This window comes from Quadrisphaera sp. INWT6 (assembly GCF_015390235.1).
Taxonomy (GTDB): domain Bacteria; phylum Actinomycetota; class Actinomycetes; order Actinomycetales; family Quadrisphaeraceae; genus Quadrisphaera.
The window spans coordinates 438,463-454,196 of record NZ_VUOH01000003.1 but is presented as its reverse complement, the minus strand read 5'-3'; the positions used below and the strand labels follow the sequence as shown (position 1 = coordinate 454,196).

The following is a 15,734-nucleotide window of genomic DNA, read 5'->3' as shown; positions in this document are numbered from 1 at the left end:
TCAGCCCACCTCGACCGGCGTCGCACGGGACACGTCCTTCGCGGACGATGGCGAGCGGTCGCTGTTCGCGTCGTCGGGATTGGGGAGGAACCGGGGCGTAGGTCGCTCAAGCGTCATCACCTGCATCCAGACGAGCGCGCCCGCGTACGCGCCGAGCAGCAGGACCAGCGCGACCTGGCCGACGGGAGTGCCGTACGGGGCGATGTAGGTCGTGTTCAGCGCGAGCAGCCCGAGGACGGCGAGGGTGATGAAGGTGACCGCGCGGGCCGTCGTACGCGGCTTGGCCCGGTCCGCCTCGACGGCTCGGCGCATCTTGACCTCGTCCGCGACGGTCTCCGCCAGGCCCTGCAGGACTCGAGTGAGGCCAGCACCACGGCGCCGTGCACCCAGCACCAGACTCGCGGCGACCAGATCACCGGTGGCGTCGTCCAGGTCGTCGGCGAAGGCTCGCAGCGCCGCCTCCGTGGACCAGCGCGCCGTCAGCCGGCTCACCAGGGTCTGGACCTGCGGACGGATGGCAGCCGGGGTGGACCGCAGGTTGACCATGATCGCCTGTTCGAGTCCGACGCCGACGTCCAGCACGCCGGACAGGTGCCGGGTCCACTCCTCGAGCGCTTCCAGACGCCTGACGCTGAGGTCGGTGTCTGGCCGCGCCAGCAGCAGAGGCAGGCCCACCGTCGCCGCGGGGAGCACCAGCACCGCCACGACCCAGCCGCTCGCCGCCCACAGGGCGGCACCGGCCGCCAGACCCGCGGCTGCTCGCCATCGGATCGAGACCGCGCGACGAGCGCGGGAGGCGCCTGCGCTCGAGCGGCGACGGCGAGAGCGGCGCCGTGGTGAGGTACCAGGAGGCACCAGGTGGTGTCCGAGGCCGGCGACGGTGAGCCAGACGCCGAGCGAGGCCGCGGCCCCCGCCAGAGCTGCCAGCAGCGCCGGACCAGGGATGTACCCGGTCACGAGGAAGACCCAGTGCGCTGCTGCGAACCAACCCACGTTTGAGCCGCCCCGTCCAACCAGACGAGGTCGAAGCCCACAGCGGTGAGCTCAGCCGCCCACGGCGGTCGGACACCTGTCGCTACAGCGCGACCGTCGGGGGCAGGCAGGAAGATCTCGCTCATCGAGACCCCGTTCGGCCCTTCACCGCGCTCCAGGCTGACGACCTCGCTGACGTACCGGGACTTGCGTCCGCCCCGCGGCGTCTGGTCGTCTACCGAGACCTGGACGATGAGGTCGATGTGCTGCGCGATCTGGCGGTAGGCGTAGCCCTCGGAGATGTGCGGTCCGGCCTCGAGCGCACACGTCGCGAGGCGCTCGACGGCATCCCGGGCGGACTCGGCGTGCGTCGTCGACAGCGACCCGCGCCCGGCTTGCATCGCCTTGAACATCGGCAGGATCTCCTTGCCGCGGACCTCCCCGACCACGATGCGCGTGACGTTGTGCCTCAGGGAGTCGTAGACGAGCTTGTCGAGGGTCACCGCGCCGACCTCTGAGCCATCAGCCGTGCGCTCGCCGGAGCCCGGTCGGGCCTGCATCGGCACGATCCGCAGGTGTCGCTCCGGCAGGTGGTGCAGCAGCAGCTCGTACTCGGTCTCGATGGTGCAGACGCGCTCCAGCGGGTCCAGGGCGTTGGCGAGAGCCCGTGTCAACGTCGTCTTCCCCGCTCCCGGCAGGCCGGCGACGACGACCGACTTGCCAGCGCGCACGGTCGCGGAGAGGAAGGCCACCAGGGCGTCATCGATCATCCCCAGCCCGCACAGCCCCGCCAGGTCGATGTCGGTGTACCGGTGACGGCGGATCGTGACCGTGGGCCTGTGCGCCGTCCAGGCCATCGCAGCCAGGCGAGAGCCGTCGTGCAGCTGGAGGTCGAGCGTCGGGTGGGCAGAGGAGAAGGGGCGTTCCCCGTTGCCACCGTGAGCGGCCAGGAACTGGAGGTCTGAGATCAGCTCCTCGTCGGAGTCGGCGACGTCCGGACCCCGGAGGAGACGGCCGTCGGCGTACTGGAGCCAGACGTTGTCGCAGCCGGTGATCTCGATGTTCTCGATCTGGGGATCGTCGACCAGCGGCTGCAGACGCCCCAGACCGAACATCGCGTCGAAGACCGCGGTGGCGAGGTCACGCTCCTCAGCGAGGTCGAGCACTGGGTCTCCGCGTAGGAGGAGTGCGTCCGCGTGGTCGTTGAGGGCCGTCGAGATCAGCGCTCGGCCCAGCTCGCGGTGGGTCGCCGGCGTCGTCAGCTGCCGCCGCTCGGCCTCGGTGGCCAGCTGGTCAGCCACCTTCTGGCGGAGCGCTCGCACGAGCGACCAGTCCAGTCCCGACCGTGCCGAGCCACCCTCGGCCTCGCCACCGAGGTGTGGTGCACCTCCCCACACGTTCTCGCCGCTCCGCGGCCGTCGCGTGCTCGTCGAACGGAGCGCAGAGGCGGTGGTCCGGGTGTTGTGCACGGCGTGCTGGGCGGGCAGAGCCGCGGCGTCGGACCCGCCAGCAGGCACGAGCACCGTTCGACCGGCCACCGAGGTGTCGGCGACGACGGCGGTAGGCGTCGGCCGATCTGCGTCGTCGAAGAGTGGCAGTGCAGCGAGGCGGTCGTTCACCGGGAGCCCCCGATCGGGATGGCCGCGTCCAGGTGACTCACGTCCGGTGGCACGGACCGCCGGCCCGCGGTGGCGACCTCGCGCTGGACGGCCTCCGCCGCAGCAGCTGCTGACCGCAGGTAGGCGCTGCTCTCCCAGCGCCTGGGGCGCGTCGCGCCGACGGCCAGGACGTCAGCAGCGGGCGGGTCCCAGGCGAGGCTGGTCAGCACTGGCGTCGCCGTGAGGCGGGAGATCTCAGCACCGGTGTACGGCCTGCCGTCCCCGACGATCGCCAGGGCGACACGGCCCTGCACGTCCAAGGACTGCAGTCGCGCGCGGGCTGCAGCGATGGCTGGCAGCTGGGTGCGTACGCACAGAAGCACCACGTCCGCACTGGAGACGAGTGCGTCGGGTCCTGCTGCAGCGCCCAGACGGCCCGCGTCGACGATGACGTCGTAGCCGCCCGTCTCGGGTCCATCCGTGGCGGGACCGTCGTCTGCCTCCGGGCCCGTCGACCCCAGATCCGCGAGCACCTCGCTGAGGGGTTCCCAGAGCTGCCGGAGACTGCTCGCCTGCTCAGGCTGGGCGATCGCCGGGAGGAGGCGGTGGCGGCCCTCGTCGTCCAGGGGGACGGCGTTCTCATCGATCGCTTCGGAGAGGCGACCCAGGCGGTGCGCCCGTGCCAGCCCCAGCACGGACCGGCCGCCCGGCGCTACAGCGCCGCGCAGGTAGCCGGCCAGGACGGCCGACGAGCCGTACGGCGCTGCCTCGACCAGGAGGGCCGGACGCGGCCAGAGCAGTGTCAACGCGAGCGCTGTCGTGGTGACACCCGGAGCCCCGCTGGCGCTGGCCAGCGCGATGACCGCCATCAGTCGACCCTCGAGTCCAGGACGAGCGCGACGCGCCCGGTGGCGGCGCGCGCTGCGAGGTCCGCTGCCTCCAGGCTGGGGACCAGGACGTCCACCGTGGTCGACCCGGCCCGGTCGGGGGAGGCCACGTCGACGACCTCTCCCTGGACGGTGTCCGGAGCCTCGCCCGGTGGTTCTGCCTGCGTGGGAGGAGTGCTGACGATGCGCACCCGGTCGCCGGTGAGGAGGGTCGTCGCCGGCATCTGCGCCGTGCTGAGGGAGATGCCGACCACGGACTGCCCTTCACCAGGGACGACGGCGGACGTGGTCGAACTCGGGGTCAGCAGCGAGCCGGCGGGGAGGCTCACCGCTGCGCGCTGTCCGATGAGGTCGCCCAGGCGGTCCGAGGGCACCACCTGCAGCGCCGCGTCGGGGGTCGTGCGAGCGGTGACGAGGTCCTCGGGCTCGAGCACGTGTCCCCGGGGGACGTCGTGCGCGAGCGCGAGCACGGACACGGTCCCGCCGGCGTCGCTCACCAGCCAGGCGGCACCAACCCCGCCGGTCACCACGAGCACCACGCCCAAGGCGGCGAGAGCCGGGCGACGCCGGGACTTGACCGGTGAGGCCGCCACGGACGGTGCGGCGACAGACCGGGCGGGCCCCGACGGGCGGGGCACGGAGGCGACGGCCCCGTCCCGTGTGCGACGCGTGCTGCTGATGCTCATGTCCATCCTCGTTGATCGACTACGGCGGAGACGCTAAGTAGTCAGGCGCGCCTCTGGAGCGGATGGCGGCGGCGTCACTCTGTAGGGCGCCTCTTGCCCGGACCCTTGCCCGGCGCTGGTGGCAGCCTGGTCGCCCAGAGTGATCACATGATCACCCTGATGCGAGGGTCGCACGGGTCACCCGAGGCGTCCCATCGGCCTGAACTGGGCCGTTCCGCTGGAACAAGGGACTGGGCAAGGCGCGGAGCCAGGGGCCCGTTCGTCGCTCGAAGCGTCCCGTTGCGGCGCTGGAGGCTCTGGGCAAGCAGCTGGCCAGACAGTGCGTGACCGGGTGCGCCCATCGGTGCGCCGGACGCCGTCCGTCCTGGATGTCACAGACAGTGAGGCCACGCCGTGATCGATCTGCTCCTAGCAGCTGTGCCCAACCCGGCCCCCGCCGCTCCGCCGGGCCTTGCAGAGCCCATGTCCCTCTTCATCAGCTGGATGAAGTGGATCGGCATCGTCGCCGGGCTCTTCGGCTTCGGCATGTGCGCGTTCATGATGATCCTGGGCCGCCGCAACAGGTCCTCCATGGCGGTCGATGGTGCTGCCGGGTTGCCGTGGGTCCTGGGTGGCCTGTCCACCCTGACGCTGGCTGCCGGCATCGTCGGAGTCCTGGTCTCGTGACCCTGGCCTCGCTGCCGACCGCCGGCTCAGCCGTCGGGTCCCTTGTCACCGACCCCTTCGCCGACGCGATGCGCGAGGGAGCGGGCTGGGTCATGGGCGCCACCCTCAGCTGGTGGGTGAACGTGCCGTCGATCGACCTGGAGACGTCACCCGCATTCGCGATCCGCGGCTACGTCCTGTGGCTGGCAGGTGCAGTCGCGACCGCCGGCCTGATGTGGCAGGCCATCCAGATGGTCCTCTCGCGCAGAGCGGACCCTCTGCTGACAGCAGGTCGAGGACTCTTCGCCCTCGTCCTGTGGGCCGGGATCGGCATCGCCGCGCCAGCTGCTGCCCTGCGAGCGGGAGACGCCTTCTCCGTCTGGGTGCTGGGTCAGGCATCCGGGGGCCGCGCTGCCGAGCGGCTGCTCGCCATCGCCAGCCTTCAGGGGGTGGACTCCTCCGGAGCGGTCATCGTGCTCGGCCTGCTCCTCATGCTCGCGGGTCTCGTCCAGGCCGTGGTCATGATCTTCCGCGAGGGGGCGGTCGTCGTCCTCGCCGGAGTCGTGGTGCTGGCTGCGAGCGGTTCGATGACCGGGGCCACGAAGGGCTGGCTGCCCAAGGTCCTCGGGTGGATGACGGCGCTGGTCGCCTATAAGCCGATCGCCGCCCTCGTCTACGCCACGGCCGTGGTGCTGATCGGCGACGGTCAGGACCCTCGCACCGTCCTGGTGGGCTTCACGATGATGCTCCTCGCCATCGTGGCGCTCCCGGCTCTGATGAGGTTCTTCAGCTGGACCACTACCGGCATCACGGCAGGGGGTGGTGGAACCGCGATGCTCGGTGCGTCGGTCTCCGCTGCCTCCACCGCTGCCGCCCTGTACGGGATGCGTTCTGGCGCAACGGGTCAGGCCGACCGGCTCAGCCGCGACCTCGGCAGTGCTTCTCCACCTGGCCCGCTGCCGTCGCCGACGGCCGGACCCCGACCGGGCGGGCCGGCGCCAGCGGGCGCGGCAGCTACGTCGCCGCAGGCCAGCAGTGCGGCGGCGGCCGGTGCGGCCCCTGGGGCGTCGTCGGCCTCGGCGGCAGCAGGAGCTCCAGCCGCAGCGGCAGCGGGAACGACGTCTGCCACCACGACGGCCGCCGCAGGTACTGCGGCGGCTGGAGCGGTACCCGTCGGTGCAGCGCTGGCCGTGGTGGCCGGTGGGGCCGCGCTCGTCCGCGATGCGCACAGGGCGGCGCAGGGTGTCGCTGAGGACGTGACCGGCGAGGTGAACCGATGAGCTCTGGGGCTACCGGTGGGCTCGCTCCGGAACCGCCGGTGCGGCTCTACGGCGGCTGGCGGCTGCGCCGCGGCATCGGCCTGTGGGGGCTGGACGCCACGTCCAGCGCCATCGTCCTGGGATGCGTCCTCGTGCCCATGCTGCTCGCCGCAGCCACCCCTCGATGGGGTGCTGTCAGTGCACCGCTCGCTGCCGCTATAGCGCTTGTCGCGGCTCTCCGCGTGGGCGGTGAGCCCCTCCCCCGGCACGTCCGGCGCCGGCTGCAGTGGGTGCGCGCCACCGGCAAGGGGCGACGCTCGCGACGGTACGGGCCGAACGCGCCCACCCCCTTCGTCGTGCCCTCCGGCGGCGCTCAGGGGCGTGGGCCGGCTCCTTTGGCGGACCTGGACCTCCACGTGGTCACGAGTTCCAGGCGGGAGGACTTCGCCGTCGTCCACGACCAGGCGCGCGGGACGCTGACCGTGGCGGTCAGCTGCGCCTCCTCCTCGGCCTGGCTGGTCGAGCGCGACGATGCCGACGGCTGGGTCAGCGCGTGGCACTCCTGGCTGGCTGGTCTCGGCTACCTGCCTGCCGTCCGCTGGGTGGCTGTCATCGTCGAGACGGCCCCGGAGCCGGGCACAGCACTTCACGACTCGGTCGCGGCCCGCGTGGACCCCGCCGCTCCCGCCGATGTCCGGACCCTGCTGCGCGACCTGGTCGCGAGGGCCCCCGCCGCCACCGCTCACGTGCGGACGTGGGTGTGCGTCACCTTCGACGATGCCCGCCTCCTGGGCGGCGGGAGCGCAGCAGGTGGGAACGCGCGAGTCCGCCACAGCAGAGCAGTCAGGGTCGGCAGTGTCGAGGACGTGCACTCGGCGGCCGCTGAAGCCGACCGCCTCATGTCAGGGCTCGAGTCGTCGCTGGGGGCGTGCGGGGTCACGGTAAGGGGGCGGGCGACCGCCGAGGACCTGGTGGAGGTCGCGGCCGTCGCCTACGACCCGGGGTACCGCGGGCGAGGGCCAGTCCCGTCCACGCGGCGGGAATTGCGCGGCCGCGGGGCCCACGGGTGGGACCACGCGTCGCCCGTGGCTGTGGAGGAGGGCTGGGACCAGCTGCGGCATGACTCGGGGACGTCGGTCAGCTGGGGGTGGCAGGAGGCGCCTCGCCAGCTCGTCACCAGCGACGTGCTGTCGCGCCTGCACTCCCCGGGGCGGTACCTCAAGCGCGTCTGCCTCCTCTACCGTCCGATGCCAGCGGCCGACGCCGCTCGGCTCCTAGAGTCCGAGGTGAACGCCGCGGACTTCCGTGACGCCGTGCGGCGCGCGCAGCGACGTGATGAGACGGCCCGGGACGTCGCGGACCGTGAGCAGGCGCGGCGCGCCGCCCGAGAAGAGGCTGTGGGCGCCGGTGTCGTCCTGGTCAGCGCCTACGTCACCACCACCGTCACCGACCCCGAGCAGCTGGCGGACGCCGTCGCCGACGTCGAGGCGCGTGCGGACCAGACCAAGATCCGGCTCCGCCGCCTCTACGGCGGCCAGTCGGTCGGCTTCGCCACGACGCTCCCGCTGGGGCTGCATCCCGTGGCGCTCACCTCGGCCTCCGGCCGCCTGAGCGGTCGGGGGAGGCCGTGATGTCGACCAGCAGGGCCCCCCTCGAGGGCCGTGAGCGTCCCATCCACGTGCAGGCAGCGCCTGAGTACCAGGCGACGACCGTCCAGGCCGCTGGGCTGTTCCCCTTCACGGCAGGCTCCGGCGCACCTGCCCTCGGTGTGCCGCTGGGCCGCCACCTCCTGTGGGGAGAGCACGTCGCGCTCGACCCGTTCGCCTGGATGGAGGCCGGGCTGACCACCAATCGCGGGGTGTTCGTCCTCGGTCAGCCGGGCACCGGCAAGAGTGCCGCCGCCAAGCGGCTCACCCGTGGCGGGATGGGCTTCGGCATCACCCCGCTGTTCCTCGGCGACGCCAAGCCCGACTACAGCCGCGTCGTCCAGTCGGCCGGCGGTCAGGTGGTCCGCGTCGGACGAGGGCTCGACCGCGTCAACCCGCTCGACGCCGGGCCGCTGGGAACCGCGCTGCAGCACCTGACGGGTCAGGCAGCCTCGACGCTGCGGGCCGAGGTCCGGGGCAGGCGCCTCTCCGCTGTCCTCGCGCTGGCCTCACTGGTCCGCAGCGACGAGCCCATCACGAACGGCGAGGAGGCGGTCGTCGGGACGGCGCTCGACCTGCTCACCACCAGGAGTTCGCAGGAGCCCACCGTCCCCGACGTGCTCAGGCTGCTGCGGGAGGCGCCGGACGACCTCGTCTCAGCAGCCGAGGTGAGCACCCGCACCGCCTACGACGTCGAGACGCGGAAGCTGCGGCAGACGCTCCGCACCCTGTGCGACGGCTCGCTCCGCGGCGTCTTCGACGGACCCACCACGACGCCCCTCGACCTGAGCGCTCCAGCGATCAGCGTGGACATCTCCGCCGTGGCCTCCGCCGGTGACACGCTCCTGGCCGCGGCGATGCTCAGCACCTGGAGCTACGGCTTCGCTGTGATCGACGCGGCAGCCGCGCTCGCCGACGCCGGCCTGGCGCCACGACGGCGGTTCGTCGCGGTCCTGGACGAGCTGTGGCGGGCCCTGCGGGGAGCGCCAGGACTGGTCGACCACGCCGACGCCCTGACCCGCGTGTACCGCGGCCGTGACGTCGCCCACGTGATGCTCACGCACTCCCTGGACGACCTCAACGCGCTGCCTACGGAGAGCGACAGGGCAAAGGCGAGGGGCTTCGTGGACCGCTGCGCCATCACCGTTCTCGCCGGCCTCCCGACGAGGGAGCTCGACCAGGTCTCTCGCGTCGTTCCGCTGTCCGCCGCGGAGACGCAGCTGGTGGCCTCGTGGTCGTCCCCGGAGACGTGGCAGGCAGGTGGGCGTCACCCCGGCCGGGGGAAGTACCTCATCAAGACCGGCCAGCGCATCGGCATCCCCGTCGAGATGGAGCTGGTCGGTGACGAGCCCGACCTGTACGAGACCGACCATCGCCAGCCTGGGGACCACCGTGCGCCGCGGTGACGGTGGGGGAGACCTCGGTCCCTGGCTCGTGCTCGCCGGCGCTTGGGGAGCAATCGCCCTGGTGGCGGGGGCCTGGTCGGCGGGCAGGATCGCCGGCTGGCTGTGGGGGACGGGGGCGAGGGGGCCGGACCTCGGAGTGGACTTCGTCCTGGCGCTCCTGCGGGACGGTCCTGCGACGGTCTGGGCAGGGGTGCCGCCCGCGGCGGTGGCGACCGTCTTCGCCGCAGAGGCGCTCGTCGTCGGCGTGTGCGTCAACTCCGTCACCGCCCGTCTGCGCGGGCGGGTGCGCGCCACGGTGCCAGTGGGTTCTCTGGCGGGGCTCGCCGACGTGGCTCCGCTTGCTCCCGATCAGGCGCGGCGCCGGGCTAGAGCCCTGCGTCCGTCGCTGGAGCACCTGCACCGGCGGCGGACTCCCGCTGACGAGTGCGGTGTCGCGGTGGGGCAGTTGTCCGGGCGACCAGGTGCCCGCCACGCCCTCAGGGCGTCGTGGGAGGACGTCCTGCTCGCAGTCATGGCGCCACGGGCAGGGAAGACGACAGCACTGGCTGTCCCCGCAGTCCTGGAGGCACCCGGGGCGGTCGTCGCGACCAGCAACAAGGCGGACCTCTGGGCGTCCACGTCTGCACTGCGGGCGGGGAGGACTGCCGAGCGCGTGTGGGTCTTCGATCCCCAGCGGATCGTCTTCGCGCCGCAGACGTGGTGGTGGAACCCGCTGCGCGGCGTCGACACGGTCGAGGAGGCGCACCGGCTCGCTGGTCACTTTGTGCAGGAGGTCCGCGGGACGCGGGACAAGGACTTCTGGAGCTCGGCGGCTCACGACCTGCTGACGGGACTGCTCCTCGCTGCCGCGGTGTCCGGCAAGAATCTGCACGACGTCTTCGCCTGGCTCAACGACCCCACCACCCCTGAGCCCGCAGACCTCCTGCGCGCCCAGGGCAGGGCAGCGGCCGCAGCGAGCCTGCGGGGGCGGCAGCTGGGGGCCGCAGAGACCCGCGACGGGGTGTACGAGACGGCGCGGACCGCTGCCCAGTGCCTGCGCGACGATTCGATCATGGCGTGGGTCTCCCCGCCGTCACCGGCAGGACCGGGCGCACCGGCACGAGTCCTTGACGAGCTAGATGCGCCGGCGTTCGCCCGCTCGCGGCAGACGCTCTACCTGCTCTCGCGCGACGGCGCGGGGGCTGCGGCACCGCTGGTGGCGGCGCTGACCGACCGTGTCATGCGGGCAGCGGTGCGCCTCGCGGAGCGGCGGGGAGGGCGGCTCGACCCGCCTCTGCTCGCGGTCTTGGACGAGGCGGCCAACATCTGCCGGATCAGCGACCTGCCCGACCTGTACTCGCACCTGGGGTCACGGGGAGTGGTGCCGTTAACGATCCTGCAGTCCTACGGCCAGGGGCGGCGGGTGTGGGGCGACCACGGCATGGACGCTCTGTGGTCCGCGGCGACCTGCAAGATCATCGGAGCGGGACTCGACGACGCCAAGGTGGCGGAGGACATCTCCCGCCTCATCGGAGACCACGACGTCACGACGCGTTCGACCAGCCGAGGACGAGGCAGCGCGACGACGTCGACCAGCCAGCGGAGCCAGAGGATCCTCGGGGCCGATGCGGTCAGAGCCCTCCCTCGTGGAGGCGCCATCCTGCTGGCCACCGGCTGCCGGGCGGCGTACGTCGTGTTGACGCCCTGGTACCGGGCGCCGCACTCCGCGGAGGTCGCGGCAGCATCCAGCGCGGCGGGACGGCTGCTGACGGAGCGCGCCGCGCAGCTGCCGTCAGAAGACGGCGCGCCGTGAGCGGTGACCAGCTACGCCGGCACGGGCGTCGCCTGGACGAGATCGACGCGCTCCTCCAGCGGATCGCCAAGGACGTCGAAGACCTGGCCAGTCTCCGGCAGCCGCCCGGGGGCGGGCTCGACGCGGGATCTGCGTCGAACTCCGAGGCGGGTCCGTCTGACCCCGCTTTCCCGTCCGCTGACCGCTGGGTCGCCGACTACCTCTTGGAGGTCTTCCAACGGTCGTACGGTGGGGAGCTGCGGTGGTGTGCGCAGTGGCAGGACCACCCCGAGGCGACTCTGCGCCTGGAGGCGATGTGGAGGGCGTGGGAGGTGCTGCAGGCCCAGGAGGGGCTCGGGCTGTCGGTCTGGCTGCTCAGCCACTTCGACCCCAACTTCTTGGTGCTCACCAGCCGGACCGGGCCCTTCGCCCGCTGCACCCCTGACCGTCACAGCGCGTGATCCGGCAGGTTGAGGAGTCGAGCGCGCTCAGCTGAGAGCGGCTGGCCTCTTCACCACCACGTCGATGCCGAGCGCATGGACCAGCCAGTCGACGTCGAGCGTCCACTCGTGGCGACTTCTGCACTCCCAGACCGACTGACTGTCAGCCAGGTGAGCCGCGCACTGCTCCGGGCTCCAGCCGTTGACAGCGCCGAGGTGGGCCATGGCCTGGTCAAGATGACCGCTGACGCTCGCGAAGCCCATGTGGGTCGCCTGGTGACAGGCGGGGCACAGCGAGATGAGGCCCACCAGCCGCTGCATGCGCGGACGGTCGCCGTCGAGGTACTGCCACCTCTCATGGCACTCCACAGGCCACCGAGGGCCGCACTCACCGCAGATCTCGCAACGGCGACTCGCGCGCTGTGAGGACCACCGCTTGCAGACTGCCCACTGCTCGGCGGGGAGCTCCGAGCGGAGGTTGGACCACCAGCAGGTCGAGGGGACCAGCTCGATCCTCAGCGGAGGTGCTGTTGCGCGCTGCACCACTGCAGCGTCCAGCCACGTCGAGAGACGCAGCTCGCCGCAACGGGCAACGGTGGTCGAGGCGGCGAGCTCGATGACGACCCGTGGCAGCGCCGCGAGTGCGGCGGCCTCGGGCCGACGGAGGAACGCGGCGCGGTGGTCGGCTCGCAGGGGAGTGCCCGTCACGTCCTCCCACATGGCTCGGACCTGCACCACCGACTGCGCCATGCGGCAGTGTCCAGCGGTTCTGGCGAGATGTACACGGCGTTTGTCAGCGGCCGCGGGTGTGTGGCGGGGCCGTGGTGGCCGCGGGCGGTCGCAGTGTCGGGGTGGAACCCTCCTGGATGCGGCGAGACGTGGAAGCGTCGGGTGGGACCTCGCGTGACAGCTCGGGAACGGCGACGGCGACGGCGTCGCTCACCGTGCTCTCCATCAGGTCGAGGCGCTGCGCCAGGGCCGTCACGGCGCTTCCCCGCTCCGACTCCTTGAGCTGCGCGATCAGGGGCGCGACGTGTCGAGCCGCTCTGACCCTGCCCTGGACCCACTGGAGCTGGTCGGCCCACCGCATCAGGCGGTGGTCGACGGCCACGTCCAGGAGTGGCCTCGTACGAGTCGTCAGCGCCTCCCGTAGGCCCGCGGGTCCCTCGCGGCGCAACACGTCGGACGGGTCGAGGCCCTCTGGAAGCCCGGCTCGGAGCTGTCCGGCGCAGCGGCCGGCGATGCGCTCGAAGGCCTTGACGGCGGCGGCGTCTCCGGCGGCGTCGTGGTCGGTGGCCACCACCACCGTCGAGCTGGCGAGGTCGACGACCCTGCCCAGCTCGTCCACGTGAGCCCTGGTGAGGGAGGTGCCGCACGGGGCCAGGCCCACGAACGCCTCGCCCGTCACCGCAGCGACGGCGATGGCGTCCATCGGGCCCTCCACCAGCACTGGAACAGCCCCGCTGGTCAGGGCTGCTCGCCCCTCCGCGAGGCCGAAGAGGGTCGCCGACTTGTCGTAGACGCCGCTCGCCGGGCTGTTGAGGTACTTGGGCGTCCGAGGATCGCCCCCGGGGGCACAGCGACCGACGAAGCCGATGACCTGCCCGTCGGCCCTGCGCAACGGGAGCACGATGCGGTCGCGGAAGTGGTCGATGAGGTTGCCCGTCCGAGAGCGTCGGCTCAACCCGGCGGCAAGGAGGACCTCGTCGTCCCAACCACGGGAGCGCAGGTGCTGCGTCAGCTGCGTCCAGCCGGCCGGCGCGTACCCCGCCGACCACGGAGGCTCCCAAGCTGCGGTCAGGCCACGGTCCCGGAGCATGTCTGTCGCCCATGCGGGGCGCTCCTGCTCGCGGAAGAAGTCCAACGCGTCGCGGTGCACTCCGAGGAGGCGCGACGACGCTGGCCCCCGTGTGGAGGGCCGGGGAGCATGGGGCGCGCCCGCCGGCCTGCGACCGGACGGAGGAGTGACCGGCGTGCTCGTACGCGCCGGATGTGCCGCGGATGTCCGGCGCGGGGACCGCGACGTGGAGGTCGCCGGCGCGACGGCGCGATCGCGGTCGTCCTCCTCGCCTCGAGGGCGCCTCGGTTCGGGGACGGCCACGGCGGGAGTTCCGGTGCGGCGTGCGGTGCGAGTGGCGTGGATGCGCAGCCCGACCTCCGAAGCGCTCAAGAGCGCGCGGGCGAGGTGTGCCAGCTGGGCGGCCGCTTCGTCGAGAGGATCGTTGCTGCCTTCGCTCATGACGCACCACGGGAGGTGCGCTGTCGGGGCACGCTGATCTGCACCGCTGGCTGCGGGTGCTCCGACACGTCCACGGCGGAAGTCAGCGCGGCGGCGTGAGCGCGCAGCGCCACCGCGCTCTCGAGAGCAGCCACCGCCTGCTCGGGGCGGTGCTGCGCCGCCCGCAGGGCGGCCAGCGCATCGACGAACGAGGCCGTGGCGCGCATCAGCTCGATGACCTCCTCGCGTTCTGAGGGTCGGGCTCGGCGCAGCCGCATCAGTTCTCGGGCGGCTCGCCGGAGCACGGCTGCCGTGGCCGACGGCTCCGGCCGTCGTGCCCACGGCACCCTCGCGGCTCGCTGGTACCGGTCGCCGATGCGGCTGAGGTAGCCGTCAGCACGACCCTCCACGAGTCGCCCGGTGACCGCGATCACGTCCCCTGCGGCGGCGGCGATGTCATCCGCCCCGGCGCTGGCGGGGCCCCCGCCGCTCAGCACCTGCCCCGCGCTCACGATCGCCGCTGTCGCGCCGTCGAGGGCATCCCGGCGTCTGCTGGGGTCCAGTTCTCGCGACGGGCCAGGGACGGCGACCGGACTCGAGTCGCGCTCGGGGGCCCAGCCGGTTCCGTCCACCGCAGACGCCTCGGCGCGCGGTGCGAGCACCGGCTGCTGCCACCGCGCACCCAGGCGAGCCCATGACAGTTCGGGAGCGAGCTTCGAACCTCCGAAGTAGACCGGTGCACCATCGGCGGTGTGGTCACCGGGCCAGGCGACGGAGTAGCCGGTGACCTTCTCGGGGTCGACCTCGCTGTAGCGCAGGTTCACCAGGACCCCCGCGGCACGCAGCTCGGCGAGGAAGGCCTCGGGGGAGTCGGTGACAGCAGCGGCGCTGCTGACCGCTCGGCGAAGCATCACCCGCGGGGTTTCCGAACGGCCGTCGCGCTGGGCCTTCTCGGTCTCAGCCCGGCTCGGGCGCCGTCCTGCCGTGCGGTCACGAGCGCCCGTGCGCTGGAGGTCGAAGCGCTCCTCCATGGCGCGACACGCCTCGCCCACCCGGTAGAAGTCGTTGTTCGTGCTGACGGGGCGACCGTCTTGGCGGGCGAGGGTGACCACCACGTGCACGTGGTCGACGGCGTGGCGGACAGCGACCCAGCGGCAGGCGCCATCGTCGTCGCGTGGTGCAAGACCCGTGCGGTGCAGCACCTCCCGCACGACCGTGTCCCACTCGGCGTCGGACAGGTGCCGGTCGCTGGGAGCGTTGCGCAGTCCGCAGTGCCAGACGGGGTGCGGTTTCTGCCGGAAGTCGGCGACCAGTGGTTGCACGAGGAGTCCGGTCAGAACCTGGAGGTCGTGCCGGCCGTCGACCACAGCGGGCTGCAGCTCGTCGACCGGGTCCCAGGCAGCGGCGAGGTGGGGGTCGGTGTGCTCGTTCGACCGCCCCGGTCCGAAGAGGTAGTGCAGGAGTCCGGCGACGCGCTCGCCGCGGGTGACCTTGCCGATCAACGGGAGGTCCTCGACAGCGCGGAGGTCACCGCGGCAGCGGCCTCGTCGACCCGCCTGACGGCTGTTGCAGCGTCCCGGACCGCCGCCTCGAGCCACGACGGGGGCCGGCCGTTCTGGTGGGTCGACCCGACGGCGAGGTGGACGTTCGCCGCGAGGCGGCGCAGTTGCGAGCGCGCGTCCAGCAGGTCGGCGAGGGCAGACCGCAGCGGCTCAACCGAAGGCGTCGCATCTCCGGTGACCACGGCGACGAGGGCGTCCGCGGCGTAGCCGGACACGGTGAGCCCCGCGGCGTGGGCCGCAGTCGCGAGTGCGGCGAGCTCTTCGCTGCTCAGGCGCAGACGGATCCGTTCACCGCGCTGAGGGCCGTCGTGGCTGCGGTTGCGAGACGTCCACGACGGACGCGCCGCGTCGATGGGTGGGGACTGGCTGTCGATCTGGGGGGCCGTGGGGACAGGATCCGTCCCTCCGGCCGCCGTCGAGCCAGAAGCGTGCTGCATCGGTCTCACAGCAGCGAGGCTCGGGACATCGCCTTGCTCGGGCCCTTGCCCCATGTGCGCGATCGCGAGCGGGCAAGCCTCTGGGCAAGGGGGCGGGCAGAGCGTCGCGGCATGACTGTCCGCGTCGCAGGCCGCCCTCGCCGAGAGCGCCCTCCAGCTGACCCGAGCCGCGCTCCGGCGGAGTGGGCTCTCGTGCACACCTCGAGC

Annotated in this window: 14 protein-coding genes; 6 read left to right on the top strand and 8 right to left on the bottom strand. The window is 72.5% G+C overall.

The window, feature by feature from the left end:
• The 4 genes from F1641_RS11930 to F1641_RS11915 all read right to left on the bottom strand — a co-directional run bounded on the left by F1641_RS11930 (window position 1) and on the right by F1641_RS11915 (window position 3,996).
• Window positions 1-705: a type II secretion system F family protein gene (locus F1641_RS11930; RefSeq protein ID WP_206691051.1), complete on the bottom strand. Its 705-nt coding sequence runs from the start codon at window positions 703-705 to the stop codon at window positions 1-3.
• A 248-nt stretch (window positions 706-953) separates the two neighbouring features.
• Complete coding sequence (locus F1641_RS11925; protein WP_194905736.1) at window positions 954-2,273, bottom strand: CpaF family protein; 1,320 nt, start codon at window positions 2,271-2,273, stop codon at window positions 954-956.
• Between the two features lie 314 nt (window positions 2,274-2,587).
• Entirely contained in the window at window positions 2,588-3,439 is an 852-nt protein-coding gene (locus F1641_RS11920; RefSeq protein ID WP_194905735.1) for a hypothetical protein, read from the bottom strand.
• Window positions 3,439-3,996, bottom strand: a complete 558-nt coding sequence (locus F1641_RS11915) for an SAF domain-containing protein (RefSeq protein WP_194905734.1) — start codon at window positions 3,994-3,996, stop codon at window positions 3,439-3,441. The genes F1641_RS11920 and F1641_RS11915 overlap by 1 nt, the downstream gene beginning before the upstream one ends.
• 609 nt (window positions 3,997-4,605) lie before the next feature.
• Between F1641_RS11915 and F1641_RS11910 the strand changes: the two genes are divergently transcribed.
• The 6 genes from F1641_RS11910 to F1641_RS11885 all read left to right on the top strand — a co-directional run bounded on the left by F1641_RS11910 (window position 4,606) and on the right by F1641_RS11885 (window position 11,331).
• Window positions 4,606-4,809: a hypothetical protein gene (locus tag F1641_RS11910; RefSeq protein ID WP_206691050.1), complete on the top strand. Its 204-nt coding sequence runs from the start codon at window positions 4,606-4,608 to the stop codon at window positions 4,807-4,809.
• Window positions 4,806-6,068, top strand: a complete 1,263-nt coding sequence (locus F1641_RS11905; protein WP_194905732.1) for a hypothetical protein — start codon at window positions 4,806-4,808, stop codon at window positions 6,066-6,068. The genes F1641_RS11910 and F1641_RS11905 overlap by 4 nt, the downstream gene beginning before the upstream one ends.
• Window positions 6,065-7,678, top strand: coding sequence for an SCO6880 family protein (locus F1641_RS11900; RefSeq protein ID WP_375541483.1), 1,614 nt, complete (start codon window positions 6,065-6,067; stop codon window positions 7,676-7,678). Before F1641_RS11905 ends, F1641_RS11900 begins: the two co-directional genes overlap by 4 nt.
• A gap of 47 nt (window positions 7,679-7,725) precedes the next feature.
• Window positions 7,726-9,099, top strand: a complete 1,374-nt coding sequence (locus tag F1641_RS11895) for a hypothetical protein (protein ID WP_206691049.1) — start codon at window positions 7,726-7,728, stop codon at window positions 9,097-9,099.
• Between the two features lie 511 nt (window positions 9,100-9,610).
• A complete protein-coding gene (locus F1641_RS11890) occupies window positions 9,611-10,891 on the top strand; it encodes a type IV secretory system conjugative DNA transfer family protein (RefSeq protein ID WP_206691048.1) in 1,281 nt (426 codons plus the stop codon).
• Window positions 10,888-11,331 (top strand): DUF4913 domain-containing protein, encoded by a 444-nt coding sequence (locus tag F1641_RS11885; RefSeq protein WP_206691047.1) that lies wholly within the window; start codon window positions 10,888-10,890, stop codon window positions 11,329-11,331. The genes F1641_RS11890 and F1641_RS11885 overlap by 4 nt, the downstream gene beginning before the upstream one ends.
• A 27-nt stretch (window positions 11,332-11,358) precedes the next feature.
• Here F1641_RS11885 and F1641_RS11880 read toward each other — a convergent pair whose 3' ends face one another.
• Genes F1641_RS11880 through F1641_RS11865 form a run of 4 tightly spaced genes read right to left on the bottom strand, consistent with a single transcriptional unit; the run spans window position 11,359 to window position 15,305 of the window.
• Window positions 11,359-12,060: a hypothetical protein gene (locus tag F1641_RS11880; RefSeq protein WP_194905728.1), complete on the bottom strand. Its 702-nt coding sequence runs from the start codon at window positions 12,058-12,060 to the stop codon at window positions 11,359-11,361.
• A gap of 43 nt (window positions 12,061-12,103) precedes the next feature.
• Window positions 12,104-13,549, bottom strand: a complete 1,446-nt coding sequence (locus F1641_RS11875; RefSeq protein ID WP_255514544.1) for a toprim domain-containing protein — start codon at window positions 13,547-13,549, stop codon at window positions 12,104-12,106.
• The gene (locus F1641_RS11870) at window positions 13,546-15,030 is read right to left on the bottom strand and encodes a relaxase/mobilization nuclease domain-containing protein (RefSeq protein WP_194905724.1); all 1,485 of its coding nucleotides are present in this window, start codon (window positions 15,028-15,030) and stop codon (window positions 13,546-13,548) included. The genes F1641_RS11875 and F1641_RS11870 overlap by 4 nt, the downstream gene beginning before the upstream one ends.
• The gene (locus F1641_RS11865) at window positions 15,027-15,305 is read right to left on the bottom strand and encodes a hypothetical protein (protein WP_194905722.1); all 279 of its coding nucleotides are present in this window, start codon (window positions 15,303-15,305) and stop codon (window positions 15,027-15,029) included. Before F1641_RS11865 ends, F1641_RS11870 begins: the two co-directional genes overlap by 4 nt.
• Window positions 15,306-15,734 lie beyond the last annotated feature (429 nt).